General features: G+C 50.2%; 25 protein-coding genes, 1 riboswitch and 1 other annotated feature. Of the genes, 14 read left to right on the top strand and 11 right to left on the bottom strand.

Going from position 1 to position 19,377, the window contains the following annotated elements; genetic code table 11:
- Positions 1–15: 15 nt before the first annotated feature.
- The 5 genes from AC0YNS_RS16750 to AC0YNS_RS16730 all read left to right on the top strand — a co-directional run bounded on the left by AC0YNS_RS16750 (position 16) and on the right by AC0YNS_RS16730 (position 4,952).
- Positions 16–981, top strand: a complete 966-nt coding sequence (locus tag AC0YNS_RS16750; protein ID WP_475782115.1) for an HNH endonuclease — start codon at positions 16–18, stop codon at positions 979–981.
- A 116-nt stretch (positions 982–1,097) separates the two neighbouring features.
- The gene (locus tag AC0YNS_RS16745) at positions 1,098–1,799 is read left to right on the top strand and encodes a CAP domain-containing protein (protein ID WP_475782114.1); all 702 of its coding nucleotides are present in this window, start codon (positions 1,098–1,100) and stop codon (positions 1,797–1,799) included.
- A gap of 140 nt (positions 1,800–1,939) precedes the next feature.
- On the top strand, positions 1,940–2,566 hold the full coding sequence (locus AC0YNS_RS16740) for a TetR/AcrR family transcriptional regulator (protein WP_475782113.1): 627 nt from the start codon (positions 1,940–1,942) through the stop codon (positions 2,564–2,566).
- Between the two features lie 79 nt (positions 2,567–2,645).
- A complete protein-coding gene (locus AC0YNS_RS16735) occupies positions 2,646–3,785 on the top strand; it encodes an ATP-binding protein (protein ID WP_475782112.1) in 1,140 nt (379 codons plus the stop codon).
- Between the two features lie 65 nt (positions 3,786–3,850).
- A riboswitch (cyclic di-AMP (ydaO/yuaA leader) is annotated at positions 3,851–4,053 on the top strand.
- Positions 4,054–4,160: 107 nt separating this feature from the next.
- The gene (locus tag AC0YNS_RS16730) at positions 4,161–4,952 is read left to right on the top strand and encodes a 3D domain-containing protein (protein ID WP_475782111.1); all 792 of its coding nucleotides are present in this window, start codon (positions 4,161–4,163) and stop codon (positions 4,950–4,952) included.
- A gap of 57 nt (positions 4,953–5,009) precedes the next feature.
- Here the strand turns inward: AC0YNS_RS16730 and AC0YNS_RS16725 are convergent, their stop codons facing one another.
- Positions 5,010–6,005, bottom strand: a complete 996-nt coding sequence (locus AC0YNS_RS16725; RefSeq protein ID WP_475782110.1) for a polysaccharide deacetylase family protein — start codon at positions 6,003–6,005, stop codon at positions 5,010–5,012.
- 74 nt (positions 6,006–6,079) lie between these two features.
- On the opposite strand from AC0YNS_RS16725, the gene AC0YNS_RS16720 reads away from it, so the two are divergent.
- On the top strand, positions 6,080–7,039 hold the full coding sequence (locus tag AC0YNS_RS16720; protein ID WP_475782109.1) for an alpha/beta fold hydrolase: 960 nt from the start codon (positions 6,080–6,082) through the stop codon (positions 7,037–7,039).
- Between the two features lie 13 nt (positions 7,040–7,052).
- Positions 7,053–7,712 carry an SGNH/GDSL hydrolase family protein gene (locus AC0YNS_RS16715; RefSeq protein WP_475782108.1) on the top strand — a complete coding sequence of 220 codons (660 nt, stop codon included), beginning with the start codon at positions 7,053–7,055 and terminating at the stop codon, positions 7,710–7,712.
- 87 nt (positions 7,713–7,799) lie between these two features.
- Here the strand turns inward: AC0YNS_RS16715 and AC0YNS_RS16710 are convergent, their stop codons facing one another.
- Positions 7,800–9,059 (bottom strand): methyl-accepting chemotaxis protein, encoded by a 1,260-nt coding sequence (locus tag AC0YNS_RS16710; RefSeq protein WP_475782107.1) that lies wholly within the window; start codon positions 9,057–9,059, stop codon positions 7,800–7,802.
- 248 nt (positions 9,060–9,307) lie between these two features.
- Here AC0YNS_RS16710 and AC0YNS_RS16705 point away from each other — a divergent pair, with 248 nt between their 5' ends.
- A complete protein-coding gene (locus tag AC0YNS_RS16705; protein WP_475782106.1) occupies positions 9,308–9,718 on the top strand; it encodes an O-methyltransferase in 411 nt (136 codons plus the stop codon).
- A 65-nt stretch (positions 9,719–9,783) separates the two neighbouring features.
- On the opposite strand, the gene AC0YNS_RS16700 is transcribed toward AC0YNS_RS16705, so the two are convergent.
- The 3 genes from AC0YNS_RS16700 to AC0YNS_RS16690 form a co-directional block, all read right to left on the bottom strand.
- Complete coding sequence (locus tag AC0YNS_RS16700) at positions 9,784–9,990, bottom strand: alpha/beta-type small acid-soluble spore protein (protein ID WP_090984719.1); 207 nt, start codon at positions 9,988–9,990, stop codon at positions 9,784–9,786.
- Between the two features lie 104 nt (positions 9,991–10,094).
- Positions 10,095–10,421 carry a DUF1980 domain-containing protein gene (locus tag AC0YNS_RS16695; RefSeq protein WP_475782105.1) on the bottom strand — a complete coding sequence of 109 codons (327 nt, stop codon included), beginning with the start codon at positions 10,419–10,421 and terminating at the stop codon, positions 10,095–10,097.
- Between the two features lie 12 nt (positions 10,422–10,433).
- Complete coding sequence (locus AC0YNS_RS16690; protein ID WP_475782104.1) at positions 10,434–11,357, bottom strand: permease; 924 nt, start codon at positions 11,355–11,357, stop codon at positions 10,434–10,436.
- Between the two features lie 173 nt (positions 11,358–11,530).
- Positions 11,531–11,783, top strand: a binding site (T-box leader).
- Between the two features lie 81 nt (positions 11,784–11,864).
- Between AC0YNS_RS16690 and trpS the strand changes: the two genes are divergently transcribed.
- On the top strand, positions 11,865–12,854 hold the full coding sequence (trpS, locus tag AC0YNS_RS16685) for a tryptophan--tRNA ligase (RefSeq protein WP_475782103.1): 990 nt from the start codon (positions 11,865–11,867) through the stop codon (positions 12,852–12,854).
- 46 nt (positions 12,855–12,900) lie between these two features.
- On the opposite strand, the gene AC0YNS_RS16680 is transcribed toward trpS, so the two are convergent.
- The gene (locus AC0YNS_RS16680; protein ID WP_475782102.1) at positions 12,901–13,077 is read right to left on the bottom strand and encodes a DUF5325 family protein; all 177 of its coding nucleotides are present in this window, start codon (positions 13,075–13,077) and stop codon (positions 12,901–12,903) included.
- A 117-nt stretch (positions 13,078–13,194) separates the two neighbouring features.
- Between AC0YNS_RS16680 and AC0YNS_RS16675 the strand changes: the two genes are divergently transcribed.
- Positions 13,195–13,425 carry a small, acid-soluble spore protein, alpha/beta type gene (locus tag AC0YNS_RS16675; RefSeq protein WP_475782101.1) on the top strand — a complete coding sequence of 77 codons (231 nt, stop codon included), beginning with the start codon at positions 13,195–13,197 and terminating at the stop codon, positions 13,423–13,425.
- Between the two features lie 179 nt (positions 13,426–13,604).
- Here AC0YNS_RS16675 and AC0YNS_RS16670 read toward each other — a convergent pair whose 3' ends face one another.
- The gene (locus AC0YNS_RS16670) at positions 13,605–14,591 is read right to left on the bottom strand and encodes a metal-dependent hydrolase (protein WP_475782100.1); all 987 of its coding nucleotides are present in this window, start codon (positions 14,589–14,591) and stop codon (positions 13,605–13,607) included.
- Between the two features lie 193 nt (positions 14,592–14,784).
- On the opposite strand from AC0YNS_RS16670, the gene AC0YNS_RS16665 reads away from it, so the two are divergent.
- Positions 14,785–15,084, top strand: coding sequence for a hypothetical protein (locus AC0YNS_RS16665; RefSeq protein WP_475782099.1), 300 nt, complete (start codon positions 14,785–14,787; stop codon positions 15,082–15,084).
- Here AC0YNS_RS16665 and gerQ read toward each other — a convergent pair.
- Both gerQ and AC0YNS_RS16655 read right to left on the bottom strand, forming a co-directional pair.
- Positions 15,059–15,583 carry a spore coat protein GerQ gene (gene gerQ, locus AC0YNS_RS16660; RefSeq protein WP_475782098.1) on the bottom strand — a complete coding sequence of 175 codons (525 nt, stop codon included), beginning with the start codon at positions 15,581–15,583 and terminating at the stop codon, positions 15,059–15,061. The genes AC0YNS_RS16665 and gerQ overlap by 26 nt on opposite strands.
- Before the next feature lie 45 nt (positions 15,584–15,628).
- Positions 15,629–16,051, bottom strand: coding sequence for a cell wall hydrolase (locus AC0YNS_RS16655; RefSeq protein WP_475782097.1), 423 nt, complete (start codon positions 16,049–16,051; stop codon positions 15,629–15,631).
- Positions 16,052–16,269: 218 nt separating this feature from the next.
- Between AC0YNS_RS16655 and cyoE the strand changes: the two genes are divergently transcribed.
- From cyoE to AC0YNS_RS16640, 3 genes are read left to right on the top strand one after another with little or no spacing between them, the layout of a single operon-like run.
- Complete coding sequence (gene cyoE, locus AC0YNS_RS16650; protein WP_475782096.1) at positions 16,270–17,130, top strand: heme o synthase; 861 nt, start codon at positions 16,270–16,272, stop codon at positions 17,128–17,130.
- An 11-nt stretch (positions 17,131–17,141) separates the two neighbouring features.
- Positions 17,142–17,762, top strand: coding sequence for an SCO family protein (locus AC0YNS_RS16645; RefSeq protein ID WP_475782095.1), 621 nt, complete (start codon positions 17,142–17,144; stop codon positions 17,760–17,762).
- A gap of 1 nt (position 17,763) precedes the next feature.
- On the top strand, positions 17,764–18,690 hold the full coding sequence (locus AC0YNS_RS16640) for an AEC family transporter (RefSeq protein WP_475782094.1): 927 nt from the start codon (positions 17,764–17,766) through the stop codon (positions 18,688–18,690).
- A gap of 26 nt (positions 18,691–18,716) precedes the next feature.
- On the opposite strand, the gene AC0YNS_RS16635 is transcribed toward AC0YNS_RS16640, so the two are convergent.
- The gene (locus AC0YNS_RS16635) at positions 18,717–19,091 is read right to left on the bottom strand and encodes a toprim domain-containing protein (protein WP_475782466.1); all 375 of its coding nucleotides are present in this window, start codon (positions 19,089–19,091) and stop codon (positions 18,717–18,719) included.
- A 109-nt stretch (positions 19,092–19,200) separates the two neighbouring features.
- The gene (locus AC0YNS_RS16630; RefSeq protein WP_475782093.1) at positions 19,201–19,329 is read right to left on the bottom strand and encodes a hypothetical protein; all 129 of its coding nucleotides are present in this window, start codon (positions 19,327–19,329) and stop codon (positions 19,201–19,203) included.
- Between the last annotated feature and the right edge of the window lie 48 nt (positions 19,330–19,377).

The following is a 19,377-nucleotide window of genomic DNA, read 5'->3' as shown; positions in this document are numbered from 1 at the left end:
GCGGAAGTGATTGCGATGGAGATGAAGCCATGCACGGCATGCAGAATAGAGAAGCCGCTTACAGCGTTCACGAAACGTGCGGGAAGCAGCGGCAGGCGCGGGATTTGCCGAACTTGTCTGCGTAAGAGGAAGCGGCAGACAGCGCCGGGAGATTCGGCGTTTGACAGTGTGGAGGAGGCTGTCCGGTTTCTGGAATTTGAACTTGAGGATGAGGAAGAGGACGGCGAGGCGCATGAATCTGTGCCTTTTGCAGCTGCCGATAATGATGCTCCCGCCAAGCCGACAAGGAAGCGGAAGCGTCGCCGCAAGAAGCGCAGTGCGGCCTCCAAGCCGACCGCCTCTGTCCATGATGGACAGTCAGCCTCTGCAGCGGCAGCTTCAGAGGCTGACCGTGAGCAGAAGGATGCAGCTGCTGTACAAATACAACCATCTGCATCGACTGCCGCGGTCGAAGCAGCGCCAATACCTGCAGCGAAGCGGAAGCGCAAACGTCGCCACAAACGATCGAAAGCCGCGAAGATCAAAAGCTTAAAAGCGGAAATCAGCGCTATAGAACAGGTTGCAGTTCGCCCGCCGGATCGGAACATAAATCCGATTAAAGGTGCTTTTACATACAAAACCTCGCTCCTTAATGATCGTGGCCGCGGACATATTCGGCTGCGCGGTCACCGCGAAACCGGGAAACGCTGGTCGACCGATATTCCGACGGAGATGGCTGTGCGGATGGTGGAGGAAGGTGCAGCCGGCATTATTAATCCCGGCTTGATCCACAAGCTCTATACGAAGACGGATTTCCGGCTGCTGGTGCTGCAGCGCGACGACTATATTTGCAAGTATTGCGGCCGTTATGGGGACACGATCGACCATGTGCTGCCGAAGTCAAAGGGAGGACTTTCGTCTCCCGCAAATTGCGTCTGCGCATGTGCCGCCTGCAACCTGAAAAAGGCGGATAAATTGGACTTTGTATTTGATGATTTTTAGCATCCAATGAGATGGTTTCCATATTTTATGAGGTGTATTTTGCTATTTCCCCGTGTTAACATGGGTGGCGTCGAAAGGTCGGCACACACGATAACCATAACAAGGAGGAAATATTCATGAAGATGCAACCATTTCGTATAGGTGTAGCTAGCGTACTCGCAGCCGGTTTGATCGTAGCTGGAGGAGGAGCAGCCCTGCAGAAGGCAGAAGCAGCCACAGTGAACAGTTCCGTCTCGTATAAGGTTACGAGCAGCGACACGATGTACAAGATCGCAACGAAATACGGGGTCAGCCTCAGCAAGCTGATTGCAGCGAATCCGAACATTGCGAACCCGAATGTCATTTGGGCGGGCATGACGATTAAGGTTCCGGTAACGACAGGTTCCTCGAACAGCGGATCGTCGAACAGCGGATCATCTAACACCAACACAGGAACCAGCACAACAGATAAGAGCACGTTTGCCGCTCAAGTCGTTACATTGGTTAACAAAGAACGTGCCAATGCAGGTCTGGGCATATTGAAATCCGATACGCTCTTGACGAAAGTCGCTTTGGACAAGGCGAAGGATATGTATGCGAACAACTACTTTGATCATAACTCGCCCACATACGGTTCGCCGTTTGATATGATGCGTGCTTATGGCGTTTCTTACTCCTATGCAGGTGAGAATATCGCGAAGGGTCAGCGTACGCCGGCAGAAGTCATGCAGGCATGGATGAACAGCCCGGGCCATAAAGCGAACATCCTCAGCAAAAACTTTAACAAACTCGGCGTTGCATATTACAACGGCGAGTGGGTGCAAGAATTCACGTCCTAATAATAAGATTAAATAGCTAAGAGCGGCCGTACATCGGCCGCTCTTTTTGCGTGTTATAAGTTGACGTTGTAATAACCGTCGGTTATTCTGTGACCAATGGTTATCAAACTAATCGAGACTAAATATGAGGTGCCGGTGCTATGACTACAAGAAGGCAACAATTAACGGAAGAGATGAAAGCAGCGATTCGTGCCGCAGCGGCAGCTTTATTCGCGGAGAAAGGGTATTCGGCTGTTACGATGCGTGAAATTGCCAAAGCAGCAGGCTGCTCGCATACCGCCATATATTTATATTTCAGAAATAAAGAAGAACTGCTTCAGCAGATTGCGATTCCCTCGCTGCTCAAGCTCGAACAGAAGCTGCAAGGCGAAATCAACAAGCCGGATACGGCGGCCCTGGATAAGCTGCTTGCCGTATGCAGCGAATATATCCTCTTCAGCCTGACGAGCGGCAGTCTGCAAACCGTCCTGTTCATGTCCGCCTCGGTACGAGTGGATGAACTGCAGCCGGAACTCGAGGTCAACGTCATTCGCAACCGACTGTTCGCTCACATAATGAAGGTATTGCATAGTGCGGTCTCTGAAGGGTCAGAGGAAGTGATGCAAGAGGCAGCATTGAATAATGGCCGGATCTTATTTTACTACCTGCAAGGCTTCATCAGCACCTACAGCAACCACTCCGAACCGACGGATGAGCTGCTCGCGCGGACGATGCCGATTTTCAAGCAAGGCATACAAACGCTGATTCGCGGTATGCGTTCACATTAAAACTTTCTCACTGAGCAGGGTTTGCAAGAATTAGAGGCGAAATCCTTAGGAAGACTTCATCACCCGGAGGGTATGAGACATGAGGCGTAAAGCCGTATATTGTAACAAGCCGCTTGCTGTGAATGTGAAGAGGAAGCTGGGTAAAGGGAATCATGGCGTGGACGATATCGATGCCAGATCTGATATGCACAATTACCAACGATTGATTAAATATTTGCCGGAGCCGATTTTTGTACATGACGGGAACGAAATCCTGTTCGCCAATCAAGCAGGTCTTAAACTGTTGAATATTACGGACAGCGGCGTCATTACAGGCGAGAAGAGCTTTCGTTACATACATCCGGATTATTGGGAGCGATCCGCAGAACGAGTTCAAGCGATTATGGAGACGGACGAGCCCAATGAATTTCTCGATTGCAAGGTGATTGCAGAAGGCGGGGAGATCATTGATGTCGAGGTATCCAGCACACGAATTCGCAATTACTTGAATAAAGGCACTGTTGTGCAGAGCGTGTTTCGCGATATACGCGAGAGGAAGAAAGAAGAGGAAGCGCTGATTCAATCGGAGAAGCTGTCTGTGGCCGGCCAAATGGCTGCAGGTATCGCTCACGAAATACGCAACCCCCTTACTTCGCTGATCGGCTTCTCTAAGTTTCTGAAGACGAAGATTGATCAATATCATGAGTATTTCGATATTATGCTTGTTGAATTGGACCGAATCAATTCGATCGTGCAGGAATTTATGGCGCTTGCCAAGCCGCAGGCCAATCAGTTCCGTAAGCATGACTTGGTCAAAATCATTCAAAGTGTATTGACGCTGCTTGAGACGCAGGCGATTCTGCGCGATGTGCAGATCGTCTCGCGTGCGGATGCCACTTCAGCGGAGCTGCTTTGCGACGAGAATCAGCTGAAGCAGGTATTCGTCAACGTGCTCAAGAATGCGATAGAGGCCATGCCGAGCGGAGGCGTAATCACGATTGACGTGAAGCTGCACCAGCAGAGCGAATTAATCGTTGAAATCATCGACCAAGGTGTAGGTATTCCACAGGATCAGCTGCCTAAACTGGGCGGCCCGTTCTTCACTACGAAAGACAGCGGAACGGGTCTTGGACTTATGATTTGTTATCGCATTATCGAAGGTCATCGAGGTCGAATGGACATTACGAGCATCCCTGAGAAAGGGACAACGGTGAGCATTTTTCTCCCGCGAAATGTATAGAAGTGGTAATTTCAAGAGCTGTTCCTGTATTTACCGGTAGGATTTGCTTTGCCGGATATGGTATTCTATTACGCGAGCCGAAACGTAACGTACGGGGGATCTTTTAGGGAGTGGCATAACTGCCCTCCGGCCTGTATTTCCGCATAAGGGAATGCAGCGCTGAACGCGCATATGGCGCTGGGGTGAATCGCTTATTCACGAAGCGTAGGGTTGAACTCCTCAATCCGAATCCGACAACTAACCTCGCAGGCCGCATGCGATAAGGAAGTTTATGACATAGCTTGTATAGCTGTGTGTCCTTCATCGCGATGACGGAATAAATCCGCACAAGCACAACGTGGATGATAGCCGTAAATCAAAAGGAGGCAATACAACTTGATGAAACATCTTTGGAAGAAAAGCGCGGTAATTGCAGCGCTTAGCTTTGCTGTTCTTACACACACGGCAAGCGCGGCATCGACGTACAGCGCGAAAGACGGCGACACCTTCTGGGAGCTTTCCAAGCAATTCGGCATTTCATTGGAGCAGATGCTGAAAGCTAATCCGATGATTGAGCCTACCAACATCTACGCGGGGCTTAGCATTGTTATCCCGGCTTCGAGTGTTGTGAAGACGTCGACGACTGCGAAGACAGCGCCGAAGGCGGAAGCGAAGGCTACTGCTAAGGCTTCACCTAAAGCAAAAGCAGTACCTAAGACAGCAGCAAAGGCAGCTCCGAAAGCCAAAGCGAAGGCTGCGCCGAAAGCTGTGAAAGCTGCGTCTAAAGCAGCAGTCGGTAAGTCGATGAAAATGACCTCCGTGGACAGAGAAGAAGAAATCATCACCATCGGCAGCAGCAATTATAACTATTCGGAAGTTGTTCAAGCTAAAGCAAGTGCGTATACAGCCGCTGCTTCTGAGAACGGCTCATGGGGCGCTGTTGACTACTTCGGTAACCCGCTTAAGCTTGGAACAATTGCAGTTGATCCGAAGATCATCCCGCTTGGCAGCAAGGTCTATGTTACTGGCTATGACCATGCCGGACTTCCGAGTGGCGGCATGATGGCCATTGCAGCTGATGCAGGCAGTGCCATCAAAGGCCAGCGTATTGATATTTTCATACCGCAATCACAAGAGCAAGCCAAGACGTTTGGCTTCCAATACGTGAAAGTATTCGTTCTGGAATAGCATATAGAGATGCAAACGGCAGCCCGGTCGGTGGGGCTGCCGTTTTGTTCGTTTCCATTACCTTGTCCGTGCACCGCGAGCCTCGGATTTATTCAGCAGCTCGGGCAGCGTGACGATCTGATACCCTTTGCTGCGGAGCAGCCGGATGAGCTTTGGCAGCGCAGCGACCGTGCCTGATAAATCTTGTCCTTCGCCGCCGCCGGCATGCTGCAATATAATCGAACCGGGCTGCAGCGTTCTCTTGATGTTGATGAGAATGGTGTTGCTGTCCAGGCCTTTCCAATCGACGGAATCCACATCCCAATTGACTACAATGTAACCACGCCGCCGCAGCCAGTCTACTTGCTGCGGCGTAATCTCGCCGTAGGGCGGCCGTATAAATTTGGGACTGTATCCGGCAAGAGGACGCAGAATCCAATCGGTTTGCCAAATTTGCTGCTCGAAGGCATAGCGGGAGATGCGTGAGAAGACCGCATGATCATACGAATGATTGCCGATAATATGGCCTTCCTTACGCATGCGCCTTACAAGAGCAGGGTGTTTCGCAGCGCGGTTGCCGACGACAAAGAAAGTCGCTCTTACTTTATAGCGAGCCAGTATTTCCAGTACCTGAGGCGTGTATCGCGGATCGGGCACATCATCGAAGGTCAGCGCCACTCTTCTTGATCCTCGCGGTCCCCATACAACGAATGAACCGGGAAATTGTTGCTGCAGCTTTACCCATGATATGGCGCTGCGTTTCTTCCTGCGTTTCTGCTCGCTGTTGAAAGAAGGCTGGGCATGCTTGGCACCGGCATTGATCCCGTGTCCGTCCGCGGCTTGCTCAGGCGTATTAGCACTGCTGACCTGCGGAAAGCCCTCAGATGAGGACCTGGCATCGTCAGCATATGTCGAGGAACTTAATAATGCGGACCAAGCAAGCAGAAGCAGCAGCACTAACACCCGCTTTGTTACAGGCATCCCGAACATGTTCTTCGTCCTCCGCTCCGTGCAAGAATAGCCGTGCAGTAACCGGTCGATCTCATTTTGCCCTGCCGTTCTATGATCATGCATGAAAAGATCCCTCTTTACACGGTTAGTCTCAAACACGTAACATGTAAGGGAATAAGTTGAAAAGGGGATAGAACATGCCAGCCATTGATATGCCGCTTCAAGAATTGAAAACGTATTCAGGAATCAATCCGAAACCTGCTGACTTCGATGCATACTGGGAACGCGCATTAACGGAAATGCGCCATACAGATGCTGCCGTCGAACTTATTCCTAGTTCCTTCCAAACGCCGCAGGCGGAATGCTTCGATCTCTACTTTACCGGCGTCAAAGGTGCGCGTGTTCATGCGCAATATGCGCGTCCTCGGAACGCGGCAGCGCCACATCCTGCAGTTGTTCAATTTCACGGTTATACCGGCCACTCCGGCGATTGGACGGAGCGTCTTGCTTATGTATCCCTTGGCTATTCCGTATTCGCTATGGATTGCCGCGGCCAAGGCGGCAAGTCCGAAGACACCGGCAGTGTGAAAGGCAATACCCATCAAGGCCACATCATCCGCGGTCTTGACGATGAGCCGGATCAGCTGCTGTTCCGTCACATCTTCCTCGACACAGCTCAGTTGGCAGGCATCGCGCTGAATATGCCTGAAGTCGATCCAAGCCGAGTCTATGCAATGGGCGGCTCGCAAGGCGGCGCTTTGACGATTGCCTGCGCGGCGCTTGAGCCGAGAGTAGCTAAGCTAGCGCCTGTATTCCCATTCCTCAGCGACTATAGACGCGTATGGGAAATGGATCTGGCGAAGGACGCCTACCATGAGCTGCGTACTTACTTCCGTCATTTCGATCCGCAGCATGAGCGCGAAGATGAAATTTTCACGAAGCTGGGTTACATAGACATTCAGCATTTAGCCGACCGGATTCAAGGCGAGGTGCTAATGGGCGTAGGGTTAATGGATACGATCTGTCCACCGTCCACACAGTTTGCGGCCTATAATAAGATTACCTCGACGAAACGCCTTGAAATTTTCCCGGACTTTGGTCATGAAGGGCTGCCGGGCTTGAATGATAAAATTATGCAATTTTTCTTAGCAGAATAGGGAGGGTACGTTCATGTTATTAGAAGCGAAGGATAAGCTGGTTATGATTGGCGATTCGATCACGGATTGCGGCCGGGCACGGCCTGTAGGAGAAGGGCTGTTCGATGCCATTGGCAAAGGTTATGTAGGCACTGTTGATGCATTGTTAACAGCAGCATATCCGGAGCGCGATATTCGCGTCGTGAACGTAGGAACGAGTGGCAATACAGTTCTTGATTTGAAGGCGCGCTGGCAAACGGATGTACTCGATTTAAAGCCGGATTGGCTCTCCATTATGATCGGCACTAACGATGTATGGCGCCAATTTGATACACCGCTTATTACAGAGTCGCATGTTTACCCGGAAGAGTACGCAGCAACACTGGAGGAACTCATCGTTCAGACAAGGCCGAAGCTGAAAGGGCTTGTACTCATGACGCCGTTCTACCTTGAACCGAATCCAAACGATGCGATGAGAGCTCAGATGGATCGCTACGGCGCAATCGTTCGTGATCTGGCAGCTAAGCATGATGCGCTGTTTGTGGATACGCAGGCTGCCTTCAACCGGGTTATGGAGCATATCTACCCGGCGACGATCGCATGGGATCGTGTTCATCCGAGTCAAGCCGGTCATGCGGTACTCGCAAGAGCCTTCCTGCAAGCGGTCGGATTCGATTATTCACAAGGGCTATAAGATAGCTGCTTCTGCCGATACAACAGAAGACCTCCCGATCAACCAGCGAAGGCTGAAGCGGGAGGTCTTCTTTATGCTGCTATGTATTTAGATTTTGAAGATCGCCATTGTACGCTGCAGCTGCATAACCGTCTGCTGCATTTTCTCGGTTTCGTTAACAACGGCTTGGACAGAGCCGATTTGATCGTTCATCGATGCAGATACTTGCTCGGTTCCCGCTGCGGATTGCTGCGTGATTGCAGAGATGCTTTGGATGGCGCTTGAAATTTTGCGGGCGCTCTCCATCATTTGGTCACTCTCGCCGGAGAATTGTGCAATCTGCTCGGTAATAAACTCAACGCTTGTCACAAGCTCTGTGAAAATCACTTCAGAGTCCCGAAGCATCTTCATTTGGAGCTGAACGACCTCTTCATTGACTTTGATGTTCTGGATGGCTTGTTTAACGCCCGTATCGATGCTGCGGACTAGATTGAAAACTTCCTTCGTGGAGGAAGTGGACTCCTCAGCAAGCTTGCGGACCTCTTGGGCAACGACTGCGAATCCGCGTCCATGCTCACCGGCGCGTGCTGCTTCAATGGAAGCGTTCAGCGACAACAGGTTGGTTTGCTCAGCCAAATCCGAAATCGTGCGCGTAATAGCGGAGATACCCGCTGCTTTGCGTGCCAGCTCTTCAATGGCTTCGGATACTTGGGAGGTTGCCTCAACGTTGCGCGACATCCCTGTCGACTGACTCTCAACCGCTTGCCGTCCGCGTTCAACCAAACTCAGCGTCTGTTCGGAGCGTTCGTTCATCACTTTCGTGGAGTGAGCGTAAGAGGATACTTTGTCTTCAATTTCGCGGATGGAGTCAGCCATGTCGCCGACATCCTCGGAAATTTGATTCGCCCCGGTTGCAAGTTCACCTGCAGAAGAGGCTACTTGCTCCATCACTTTTTTTAAATCAATATTTTTATCAAAGATGCTGCGGCTTGTGTCGTTGACGATTCTTGAGATCGTCGAGGTTTCTTTCAGAATATCACGGAGCTTGTCCACCATGCTGTTGAAGGAATGGCCAAGTTCGCCGAGCGATGCGGAGGAGGATACATCCACCTTCTGCGTAAAGTCGCCTTTCGCGATACCAAACGCGATTGAGGTCATTTCATCAATCGATGATGTAAGCGCTGTCTCGATTACTTTGACAAGAGGGAAGGTAACAGCTGCGGCAAGTACAATGATGACTAATCCAAGTATGAGACTTCCGCCGGTAAGTGCAAGGCCAAGCAATAGAGCGATGGAAAATGCAGCAACAATCGTGTAACAGCCGACAAGGAGCTTATTTCGAATAGATAAGGAATGGAACCATTGCATTATGGAAGCTCTCCTTTATATGGAATAGTTATATTATAGCACCACAGTACTTTTTGTCTATATTCGTCTATATCGGGGTGAATGTGTCGAAAGGAGGAGATGTATTTGTAAGGCAGATGTCGAAAGAACCAAAAATTTGTAATGTTTTTGTATAATTATTATTGTGCGAACGAAATTCATGTCTTATAATGGGCCTATTGGATGACTTGGAAAAATCATCTAAATAAGGATCGTGGAGGCGGAAACCTATGAATGTGGACGCAATGCCTTTAACTCGACAAGTGGACTACGTCTTTAAGCAATTGGCAGAGGAGCTTCTTCACGCTCAAGCCGGAACGGTAATCATTCAAATTCGCAATAATGCTGTCGGCAAATATGGCATTCGTCATCATCCGATTGAAAGCAGAAACGGTCAAATCGGGGAGTCTGAGCAGGGGATGACACATGAACAGGTACAAGCCTTCAGGCAGATGGCAATCGATTCCATCAAGCTGAAGCGGAACTGGACACATGGAGAAATCATGTATGATTTCTCGGTTCGCACCGGCACCGGCGCATGGTCAGCAAGCATTCTGTTCGAGAGTAACTACAACATGGCCAGCAGCATGTTCCGCTATACGCCTAAATTTGCACAGCATTCTTTTCGGGATGCTCCTTAATTAGTCACAGCAAAAAGCTGCCTCGGCACTCTGGGGCAGCTTTTTATTTGCCTAAATACGGCGATTTAACGAGAAGATCTACCTGCAAGCTGCATTTCTGCAATTTCAACAAGTTTGCGAGTAATGTTTCCGCCGATATAGCCGGCATCACGAGTTAACATGTCGCCGTAGTATCCGTCTTGTGCGAAAGAAATGCCAAGACTTCTTGCTACTTCATATTTCATTTGATCAAGTGCTGCACTAGCACCAGGTACGACCAAGCTGGAAGCCATCCTAATCACCTCCTTTGTGTACCCTTAGTATGGATTCACTGGAAGCTTTTATACGATTAAATTGGCATGATTTAGCATGTAATTTTTTCCAATTATTTCTCCTTTTACAATAGGAAGCCAAGTGCAAGAGGGAGCAAGAACAAACCATAATAGAAGACATTTGCAATCGTGGAGTGGGAAGGGTCGTGGTTGCAGTCACATGCGGCTGCATCAACACCACGCCAGCTGTCCCAGGCAGAATGAAGCTGGTAGATGGCCGTAGCGAAGAGACCCATTGCGGAGAGCTTCACATAGAGGCCAAGAGCAGGCTCCACATATTGAAGCAGGCTTCCTGTCCGGACCAAATAAATAATGAACACACCGAAGCAAGTGAGAATGCAGCTTCTGATCAGATGATGAATGACGGCTCGTCGCTGCGCGGTAGCCAGCATATCCACGCCTCCTTATTGTCTGAAGATGAGTTTCTCTGTCACGATGGACAAGAGCCACACAGCAGCTACCAGGTACAAGCTGATGGCAATAATAACTTTGCTGCGGAACGCGGAGAAGAGCATGAGCAAGCTCTTCACATCTACCATCGGGCCGAACACCAGAAACCCAAGAAGCGCGCCGGGACCCAAGATTCCGTGAAACGACGAGGCGACAAAAGCGTCCGAGGTGGAGCAAAGCGACAATGCGAATGCGGCACCCATCATGAAGATATTCGCTCCAGCCGGATGCTCGCTGAACGACAGCAGTACGCTCGGATTGACTGCGGATTGGACAACGGCCGTTAGGAAAGCGCCGATGATCAAATATTTGCCGATATCAAAAAACTCATCGGAGGCATGGTTGAAGGTAGCATGAATGCGTTCGCGGAAGCCGCTGTTCAAGCTGCCATAATTGTAGTTGTGGCCGTAAGCCGATTCGCCGGAGCGTCCGCCAATAAACGAATGCATGCCGAGCTTGAGCGGACTTCGTTTCATGAAACGAACCATGAGCAGTCCAAGCAGCATACAAACGAGGAATGCAAGTCCGATTCGAGAGTAAGCCATGGAGGGCTCGGAGCGGAAAGCGCTCAGTGTAGAAGCAAATACGATGGGATTAATGATTGGGCCGGCGAATATAAACACCATTCCGATGTAAGGCGGCATTCCTTTGCGAATCAGCCGCCTCACGACGGGAATCATGCCGCATTCGCACAGCGGCAAGAGCAGTCCGAGCAAACAGCCGAATAAAACGCCGACGATTGGATGGTTTGGCGTTATTCGGGCGATCATCGAATCGGAAACAAATACCTGCAGGAGTGCTGAGAAGAAGACGCCGAGCAGGATGAACGGGAAGGCTTCTATGATAATGCTGATGAATATATGCTGGAAATCATGCATGGCTAGTCGAGGTCTCCTTTCGGCGAGGCGAGGGAGGATCGTCCAGGCTCTTCCCTACGATACAAGGTATGCTCGAAGTGAGCCAAGCAGGACAGCCGTCCGGAGACAATTTTACGTTGACAGAATAGGCGCAAGGCGCTCTTGACATTTCATCCGGAGAGAGTATAATTCACGTAAATGCAATGATGGGAATAAGTAAGCGGGGAATGAATGCTTCAGAGAGCCGGTGGGTGGTGCGAACCGGTGCATGCGTCCGACTGCCGAATGGATCCTTGAGCAGAGATGAGGAAAGCGGTCCGAAGTGACCTGCCGTATGCGTCTTCGTTTCGCTTCGCGTTAGGAAGCTTGAGGTTTACGGAGCAGAAGCGCGTTCTCATACGCTGTTCGTAAACAAATTAGGGTGGCACCACGGTCCTCGTCCCTTGCGGCGGAGGGCTTTTTTTGCGTTCAAATTTGGCAGTACAACAACAAGATCACAACCAATCAACCATAAGGGAGGAACCGACTATGCCACGCGTATTATCCGGCATCCAGCCAAGCGGTCAATTGACACTCGGCAACTACATCGGTGCGATTCAAAACTTTGTTAAACTTCAGGAAACCCATGAATGTTTCTTCATGGTCGTAGACTTGCATGCAATTACGGTCCCTCAGGAGCCCGCGGCACTAAGAGAGCAAACGGAATCGGTAGCGGCGCTGTTCATCGCGGCAGGTATTGATCCTGCTAAGGCGAGCGTATTCGCGCAATCTCATGTATCTGCGCATGCGGAGCTCGGCTGGTTGTTTACGACGCTTGCCTATATGGGCGAGCTTGAGCGGATGACACAATTCAAAGACAAATCGACAGGGAAAGACTCCGTCGGTGCCGGATTGTTCATTTATCCGACGCTGATGGCTGCCGACATTCTCATGTACAATGCAGACCTTGTTCCGGTTGGCGACGACCAGAAGCAGCATCTGGAGCTTACGCGCGACTTGGCGCAGCGCTTCAATCAGCGCTACGGCGATATGTTCACCATTCCGGAGCCGTATATTCCGAAAGTCGGCGCACGCATTATGTCGCTCGATGATGGCACGAAGAAGATGAGCAAGAGCAATCCAAACCCGGCCAGCTACATTGCGCTGCTTGATCCTCCTGATGTGATTCGCAAGAAAATCAGCCGTGCAACGACCGATTCCGGCCGCGAGGTGAAGTTCAATCCGGCTGAGAAGCCGGAAGTCAGCAACCTGATGAGCATCTACTCGCACTGTGCGGGGCTTACGCTTGATGAAATCGAAGCGCGATATGAGGGGCAAGGTTACGGCGCGTTCAAGAAGGATCTGGCAGAGCATGTCGTTGCAAAGCTTGAGCCGCTGCAGCAGCGTTATGCGGAAATCCGCAGCTCGGGCGAAATTCATGAGATTCTCAAGCAAGGTGCGGAACGTGTATCCGTCATTGCCGATAAGACGCTTCGTGATGCGAAAGAGAGAATGGGCTTCCTTCTGCCGCGTTCTTAAGTTTCCTATATTGTAAGAAAGCTTAACGCCGCAGCCAAGGGAGGCTTCATCCTTGATTGCGGCGTTTCATTTTGGCATTAACGACAAACCCGGCACCGATACTGCAGATGGTCAATATGAACATCAGCACGGCAACCCACCCATTATAGCTAATGGAAATAGCTGTGGCACTCATGAGCAATACCGATAAAACCGCGAAAAACAAAGCCATTGGCTTCGACATTTGCGCACTCTCCTTAACCTTATAAAATTGTTTTTAAACTTTAGCATATTCTTCTCGCAAACGAATCATAATAAGTTTGCAACACACCATCGTAAGAGATGAAAGGAGAAATTCCACATGGCAGGACAACAATCTCGTAGCAGCAATACGCTGGTCGTACCGCAAGCAACCGCAGCGCTTCAACAAATGAAGTTTGAGGCAGCGCAAGAGTTGGGTATTCAAATTCCTTCAGACGGCTACTATGGCAACGTCTCGACTCGAGACGCAGGTTCATTGGGCGGCTACATCACTCGTAAACTCGTCCAAATTGCGGAACAGCAACTATCGGGTCAATCCAACTACCGTTAGAACGCTGCTAAGCAATAAATAATTACCGAAGAGTAACAGTCAGAAGCTCAAGGGCAACCTTGAGCTTCTGCTTTGTATGTTTACAGAATCAAATGTACTTATTGTTTCTTTCGAATAAGCTTCCTAAACGATAACAAGCGAAAAGCCTCTTCTATTGTGCAAGAAGAGGCTTCTCTAAGTCAATACGTATTCATTCTCAGCCGCTTCTGCAGCCGATCCTCGCTTAGCCATCCGACATAGGAGCCTAGTGTTTTAAACTCTGTATCCATCAGCAGCACCCCGACAAATGGATATTGCTTGCGATGACGATAACGCACATCCGACCAGCGAACTTCATAGCCCCAAGGATGCTCCTGCACCTCGGCGCAGGCGAAGGAGGTGAAGTAGAGGAAGGCACGAATGGAATGATCGTTCTTAGACTTCTCAACGGCGGGATGATCAGAGCATTTGGCTCGATCCATCCAGCGCAGCTTGCCTTGCCGATAATCACCGATAAAGAAGGAGTCGTCAGCGCGGCGTTTCACGACATTCCAATCATATAGCGATATGGTTGGAATCAAGATATAACGGTCACCGGCCTCATGCACGGTATCGATACGCACGAGCTGCTTCTGAAGCGCGTAATGCGCTGCCGTTCGCCAGCAATAGTAGACAATTAAGAAGGCGTAGAGCAGCGGGAATACGATTTGCGGATTTCCGATCTTAAGCCCCCACATTACGATCGCAATGAGATGAGCCAAGAAGATGACCGGGTCGAAAATATGGATAATGTTCCACGAAATCCATTTCTGATTGAACGGCCGCATCGCCTGCGTGCCGTACGTATTGAACAAGTCTACGAATACATGGACGACGACAGCGAGCAGTACCCAGCCCCCTAGATGGAGCCATGGAAGCTGAAAGCGAAATATCGATTGGAGCAGCAGGGTGATTAGCGCGGTCCAGATGCCAATGGCCGGCAGGGAATGTGATGCGCCGCGGTGGTTTCGGATGTAAGCCGCATTGCTCTTGAAGCGCAGCAATCCATCGAGATCGGGAGCTTGTGAACCAAGCACTGTGCCGATCAGCACGGCGGCATAGAGCGTTTGGTCAGAGGCGACGGCGGGATCAACAGAGGCGAGCCCTGCGAGTCCGAGTCCCATGACCAAATGCGTTCCGCTATCCATACAGGGAACCTCCTCGTGTTAAATATGCCTTGGTGTGGAAATGCTCAATCTGTGTAAAAATAAGAAAGTTGATACTTCTATTTGTACGCTTAAGTATTTTCCGAATCGTGGGCGATTATAAATAAATATTTGTTAACTCGGATTTGGGCCCCGAGAGGCTCAATAACTTTGCTGTCGAAAGGAAGAATGGCACATGTATATCTGCTTTGTTGAGTATCATATTGCACCTGAAAGTGAAGCCTTATATCGTAGCTGGATTGCGGACAAGCCCGGCAATGGCGAAGCGTTCAAGCTGTACGAGGGCACCGACCAGCCGCTTCTCTTCGTTGAGATGTGGGAAGCGGCGAGCGAGCAGGAAGCGACGGACATCAAAAAAGAACGCTGCGGGGAGCGTTCTTCTTGGCGGGAGATGTCACAGTGGGTGCCGGGCGGCGTCCCTAAAGTCCATGCTTGGACCTTTAAGCCGATTAGCGGCCTGTCGGTACCGGAGTAGCTACCGGCGTCGTATTCGTAATCGTTTGGCCGTTAAACGTATATTCGTAGTTGATCGGGCCATCGAATGTAACGTAATCGAGATTAAGCGTAAGCAGTAAGTAACGCATTCCTGTCGACGGATCGCTGATAATGATATGATCGCGTCCAGCGGCTTCGATGATTCCGCGGAATACTTTGGCGTTCCATTCCCGGTTGTTCTCGTACGTCATATAAAAGGTTGCCATTTTACCGCGGTTCATCCGCAGAATATTCTCTACATAAGACTCTTCACTAACCGGAACCGTTACGACATTACCGCCGGACGGTGTAATGAATGAACCACTTGGTACCATGGGCGGAGCCATAGAAGCACCTGCAACGAAAGGTGTTGGCACCGCTGTCGGCATTGGTGTCGCTGTCGGATGCTGGTAGTAGCCGTAGCCGCCATACCCCCCGCCCGGGAACCCCCCCGTATTTGCTGGACTAACCGCTGTATTGTACCCATAACCGTTTGACATAAGAATTAATTCCTCGCTTTCGCATTATCAACTTTAAAAGGATCATTAATAAACTGCCGGGCACTCGCTCTGTTTCGGAGAATAGAAGCAATGTGCCTTGAATTTACCGACGAGCCTCTGATCCCACCATGTTGGAGGGCAACTGCCTGCCGGACGGAAGTACCACAATGCGTTCGTTGAAGGCCACAGGCGTTCACCGTTTATGACGCGTTTGGCCAGTGCGAGCTCATTGTCTCTGGCAGCTTGATAGAAGTAGCCTTTCTGCGTTGCTTCGAATCCCCCGGGGCTTTGGTATACCATCTGTTGAATGGTGCGAATGTTTTTGAAGTCGATGCAATTGCCCAGCACACGGTTGACACCAACATTACCTACCATCAACATGCCCTGGTTGCCTTCGCCTTCAGCTTCAGCGCGGAGGAGCCTTGCAAGCAGTTTGACTTCTTCGGAGTTGGATTTAATAGCTGCCATATCGCTTGAGTTCCACTTCCTTTCCATCAAGTGGGCCAATAACCACATTGATAGTGTATTGAGATATGGGCAAAATGGTTCCATAAGGTGTCAAATTCATGAACAAGAACCGCGAACATTGTCAACAGCTTGTTTTTTCGGTATGATAAAGAACGATTTTAAAACAAAAAAGATGGGTTAATTTTCACTCATAGGCATTGGAAGCGGGGAGACTGGCTGTGTTTAAAGAATATGTGGCCCTGACAAAACCGAACCTAGTAAGATTGAATGCTTTCGCGGGGTTTGGCGGGTTTTGGGTCGCTTCCAAATGGGATATTGATTGGTTGCTGCTGCTCTACATGCTGATTGGATCGGTCCTCACGATGGCTTCGGCATGTGTCATTAATAATTACTGGGATCGTGAGCTGGACAAGAAGATGGAACGCACGAAGAATCGCGCGCTTCCGACGAATCGTCTGAGTCCGACTAATGTATTGGTGTACGGGATCGTGCTTGGTATTGCAGGCGTTACCGTGCTGTTCACCATGGTGAATGCGCTGAGCGGCTGGCTCGGACTGCTTGGGTTTTTCGTGTATGTCGTCATATACACCATGTGGCTGAAGCGCACTTCGACTTGGAGCACGTCCATTGGCGGCGTTTCAGGCGCGATGCCTCCGGTAATCGGCTACTGCGCTGTAACCGGCGTTGTGGATGAAGGCGCATGGTTGTTGTTTGCACTCCTGTTTCTGTGGCAGCCTGCTCATTTCTGGTCGCTCGCAATCAGACGGGTGGAAGAGTATCGCGCGGCAGGTTTCCCGCTGCTGCCGGTCGTCAAAGGCGTTCATCGCACGAAGCTGCAAATGAACCCGTACATTCTGCTGTTGATTCCGACAGGAATTCTGTTCTTCACTTATGGTTACGTTGGTTATGCGTTTCTTATCATTTCGCTTCTCGGCGGTGTGCTCTGGCTGGTTCACACGTTGATCGGTCTTAAGGCGCAGGATAACAACAAATGGGCGAAAACGAATTTTATTATTTCCATTAACTATTTGATGATCGTATTTCTAGTCATGATCGTCGATACGAACGGCATCGGTTAGGAGGGCGATTCATGCCTATTATACGCAAATACGGATTTGCAATTGCAGTGCTGGCGTTATGTTTGGTCATGGCGATTTACTTGTACCTCTCCTCATCGAAAGATGCGAAGCCGAATTTGGATCAGAATTTGAAGGCACCGAGCTTTCAACTGACGGATTTGGATGGGAAGGAAGTAACGCTTGACGATTCCGAAGGTAAAGTGCGTGTTATTTACTTCTTCTATGCCAATTGCCCGGACATCTGCCCGCCTACGACTTATCTGATGACACAGGTGCAGGACAAGCTGAAGGAGAACGGAACCTTCGGCAAAGACGTGGAATTCATGTCGATCACCTTCGATCCGAAGCGCGATACGGCCGAGGCGATGCGGAAATTCGCCGGCAAGTTTGACATCGATGCGAGCGGCTGGAAGTTCCTCCGGGATGACAGCGAGGAACAAACGAAGCAGCTGATGAAGGACTTTGGCCTCGGACTTCTCAAAGATGAGGCAACAAACCTATTCACGCATACGGACACGATCACGTTCGTTGACCGGAAAGGCGTTGTTCGCAAATATTTAACGGGCTCGATCGACGAAACGCAAAGTCCGGAGAAGATTGTTAACGTCATAGACGCATTGGTAGAAGAGTAGCATGGCCATATTCTTATCGATATTATGGAACAACATCATCCCGTTGTCAGTCATGATTGCTATAGGCATCACGCTGCATCGGGTTTTTTCTTTGGACATCAAAACCTTATCCAAGCTGAACTTTTACTTGTTTTCACCGGCTATTATTTTTAAATTACTGTATACGACGGAGGTAACGCTGCAATCGGCGATGACCGTACTGTTGTTCTTCGTAATCTTTATGGGGCTTATGTATATCTGTGTGGAAGCAGTCATTCGGCTGCGGGGAATTGCCGGGGGAAGGCGCGGGGCGATGCGAAACAGCGTGCTGTTCTATAACAGTGCGAATTACGGCATTCCGCTCAATGAGCTTGTATTTGCCTCTAATCCGTTCACGTTGTCGATTCAAGTGCTGATTATGATGCTGCAGGCCTTGCTGCCGAACACCTACGGGATCTACAGCGTCAACGCACACCGAATTAGCGGCAAGGAGATTATACGGACGATTCTTAAGCAGCCGGTCATCTATGCGATTCCACTTGGGTTTCTGATGCGAGGTTTTCATGTACCGATCCCTCATGCCTTATCCGTACCGCTTGATTATTCGGCTAACGCCTTTATCGGTACGGCGCTTGTTACGCTTGGCGTTCAGCTGGGGAGTATGAAGTTTTCCATTCACAGCTTCATGGTGAAGGAAGTGCTGATTTCGTGCAGCATGCGTCTCTTACTGGGGCCGGTGCTGGCGTTTCTCGTGGTGTGGATGCTTGGACTGGATGGGCTGATGGCAAAGGCGCTCATCGTATCCTCCAGCGTACCAACCTCGCTTTCCAGTGTGCTGCTCGCAGTAGAGTTCGACAACGAGCAGGAATTTGCTTCGCAGGCTGTGTTGGCTTCAACTGTCTTAAGTATTGTAACGGTTACGCTCGTGATCTTCGTATTGAACGTTTAGCTTCTCGCTATTATAGGATTGAATCCTTAGAATCCATCTTCTTTACTCCATAGGGCGGTGCCTTGAGCAGGATACACGATGTATTCCTCGAGGCCCGCTTTTTCTAATTGCTCGATCAAGTATTCCTCAGGGGTCTTCTCTACACCGGGAAACCCGCGCCGCGTATGGATATGATCGGCATCCGGGAATGCATCCCGCAGCATGCCTCTGATTCGTCTGCCGGATGCATCATTATCGGTGAAAATGTATGCTTGACGGTCGCCGACCTGTCGGCGCAGCTTCTCGATCTGGTTGACACCCGGCGTGCCCATCGTGCAGAAAATCGGTGTCTCCTCCGCAAGCACACGGCGCAGCCGGCTTTTGTCGTTCTTGCCCTCTACAATGATGGCGATATCATCCATCGCAATTCTCACCTCTTTCCACCATCTTATTATATTCCACGGGACATGGAAAACGAAAAACGGCCTGCCGTTAGGCAAGCCGTTTATGTCCGTGATTTGGGGATGTGGATTAGTACCAGCCGCCACAGCCGCAAATTACAATGACGAGCAGGATGAAAAGCACCAGGATGGAACCAGCAGAAGTAAATGCGCCATGATGGCCATGTCCTCCGCGATCAGCATCTACGAATTGAGACATTGTGAATGTCACCCCTCTTTCGCATGATGTCTAACAGGGCGTTTGGGG

It is taken from the genome of Paenibacillus sp. J22FR21 (assembly GCF_056269135.1).
Note: the sequence above shows the minus strand (reverse complement) of the source record. Positions and strands in the feature narration are given on the sequence as shown.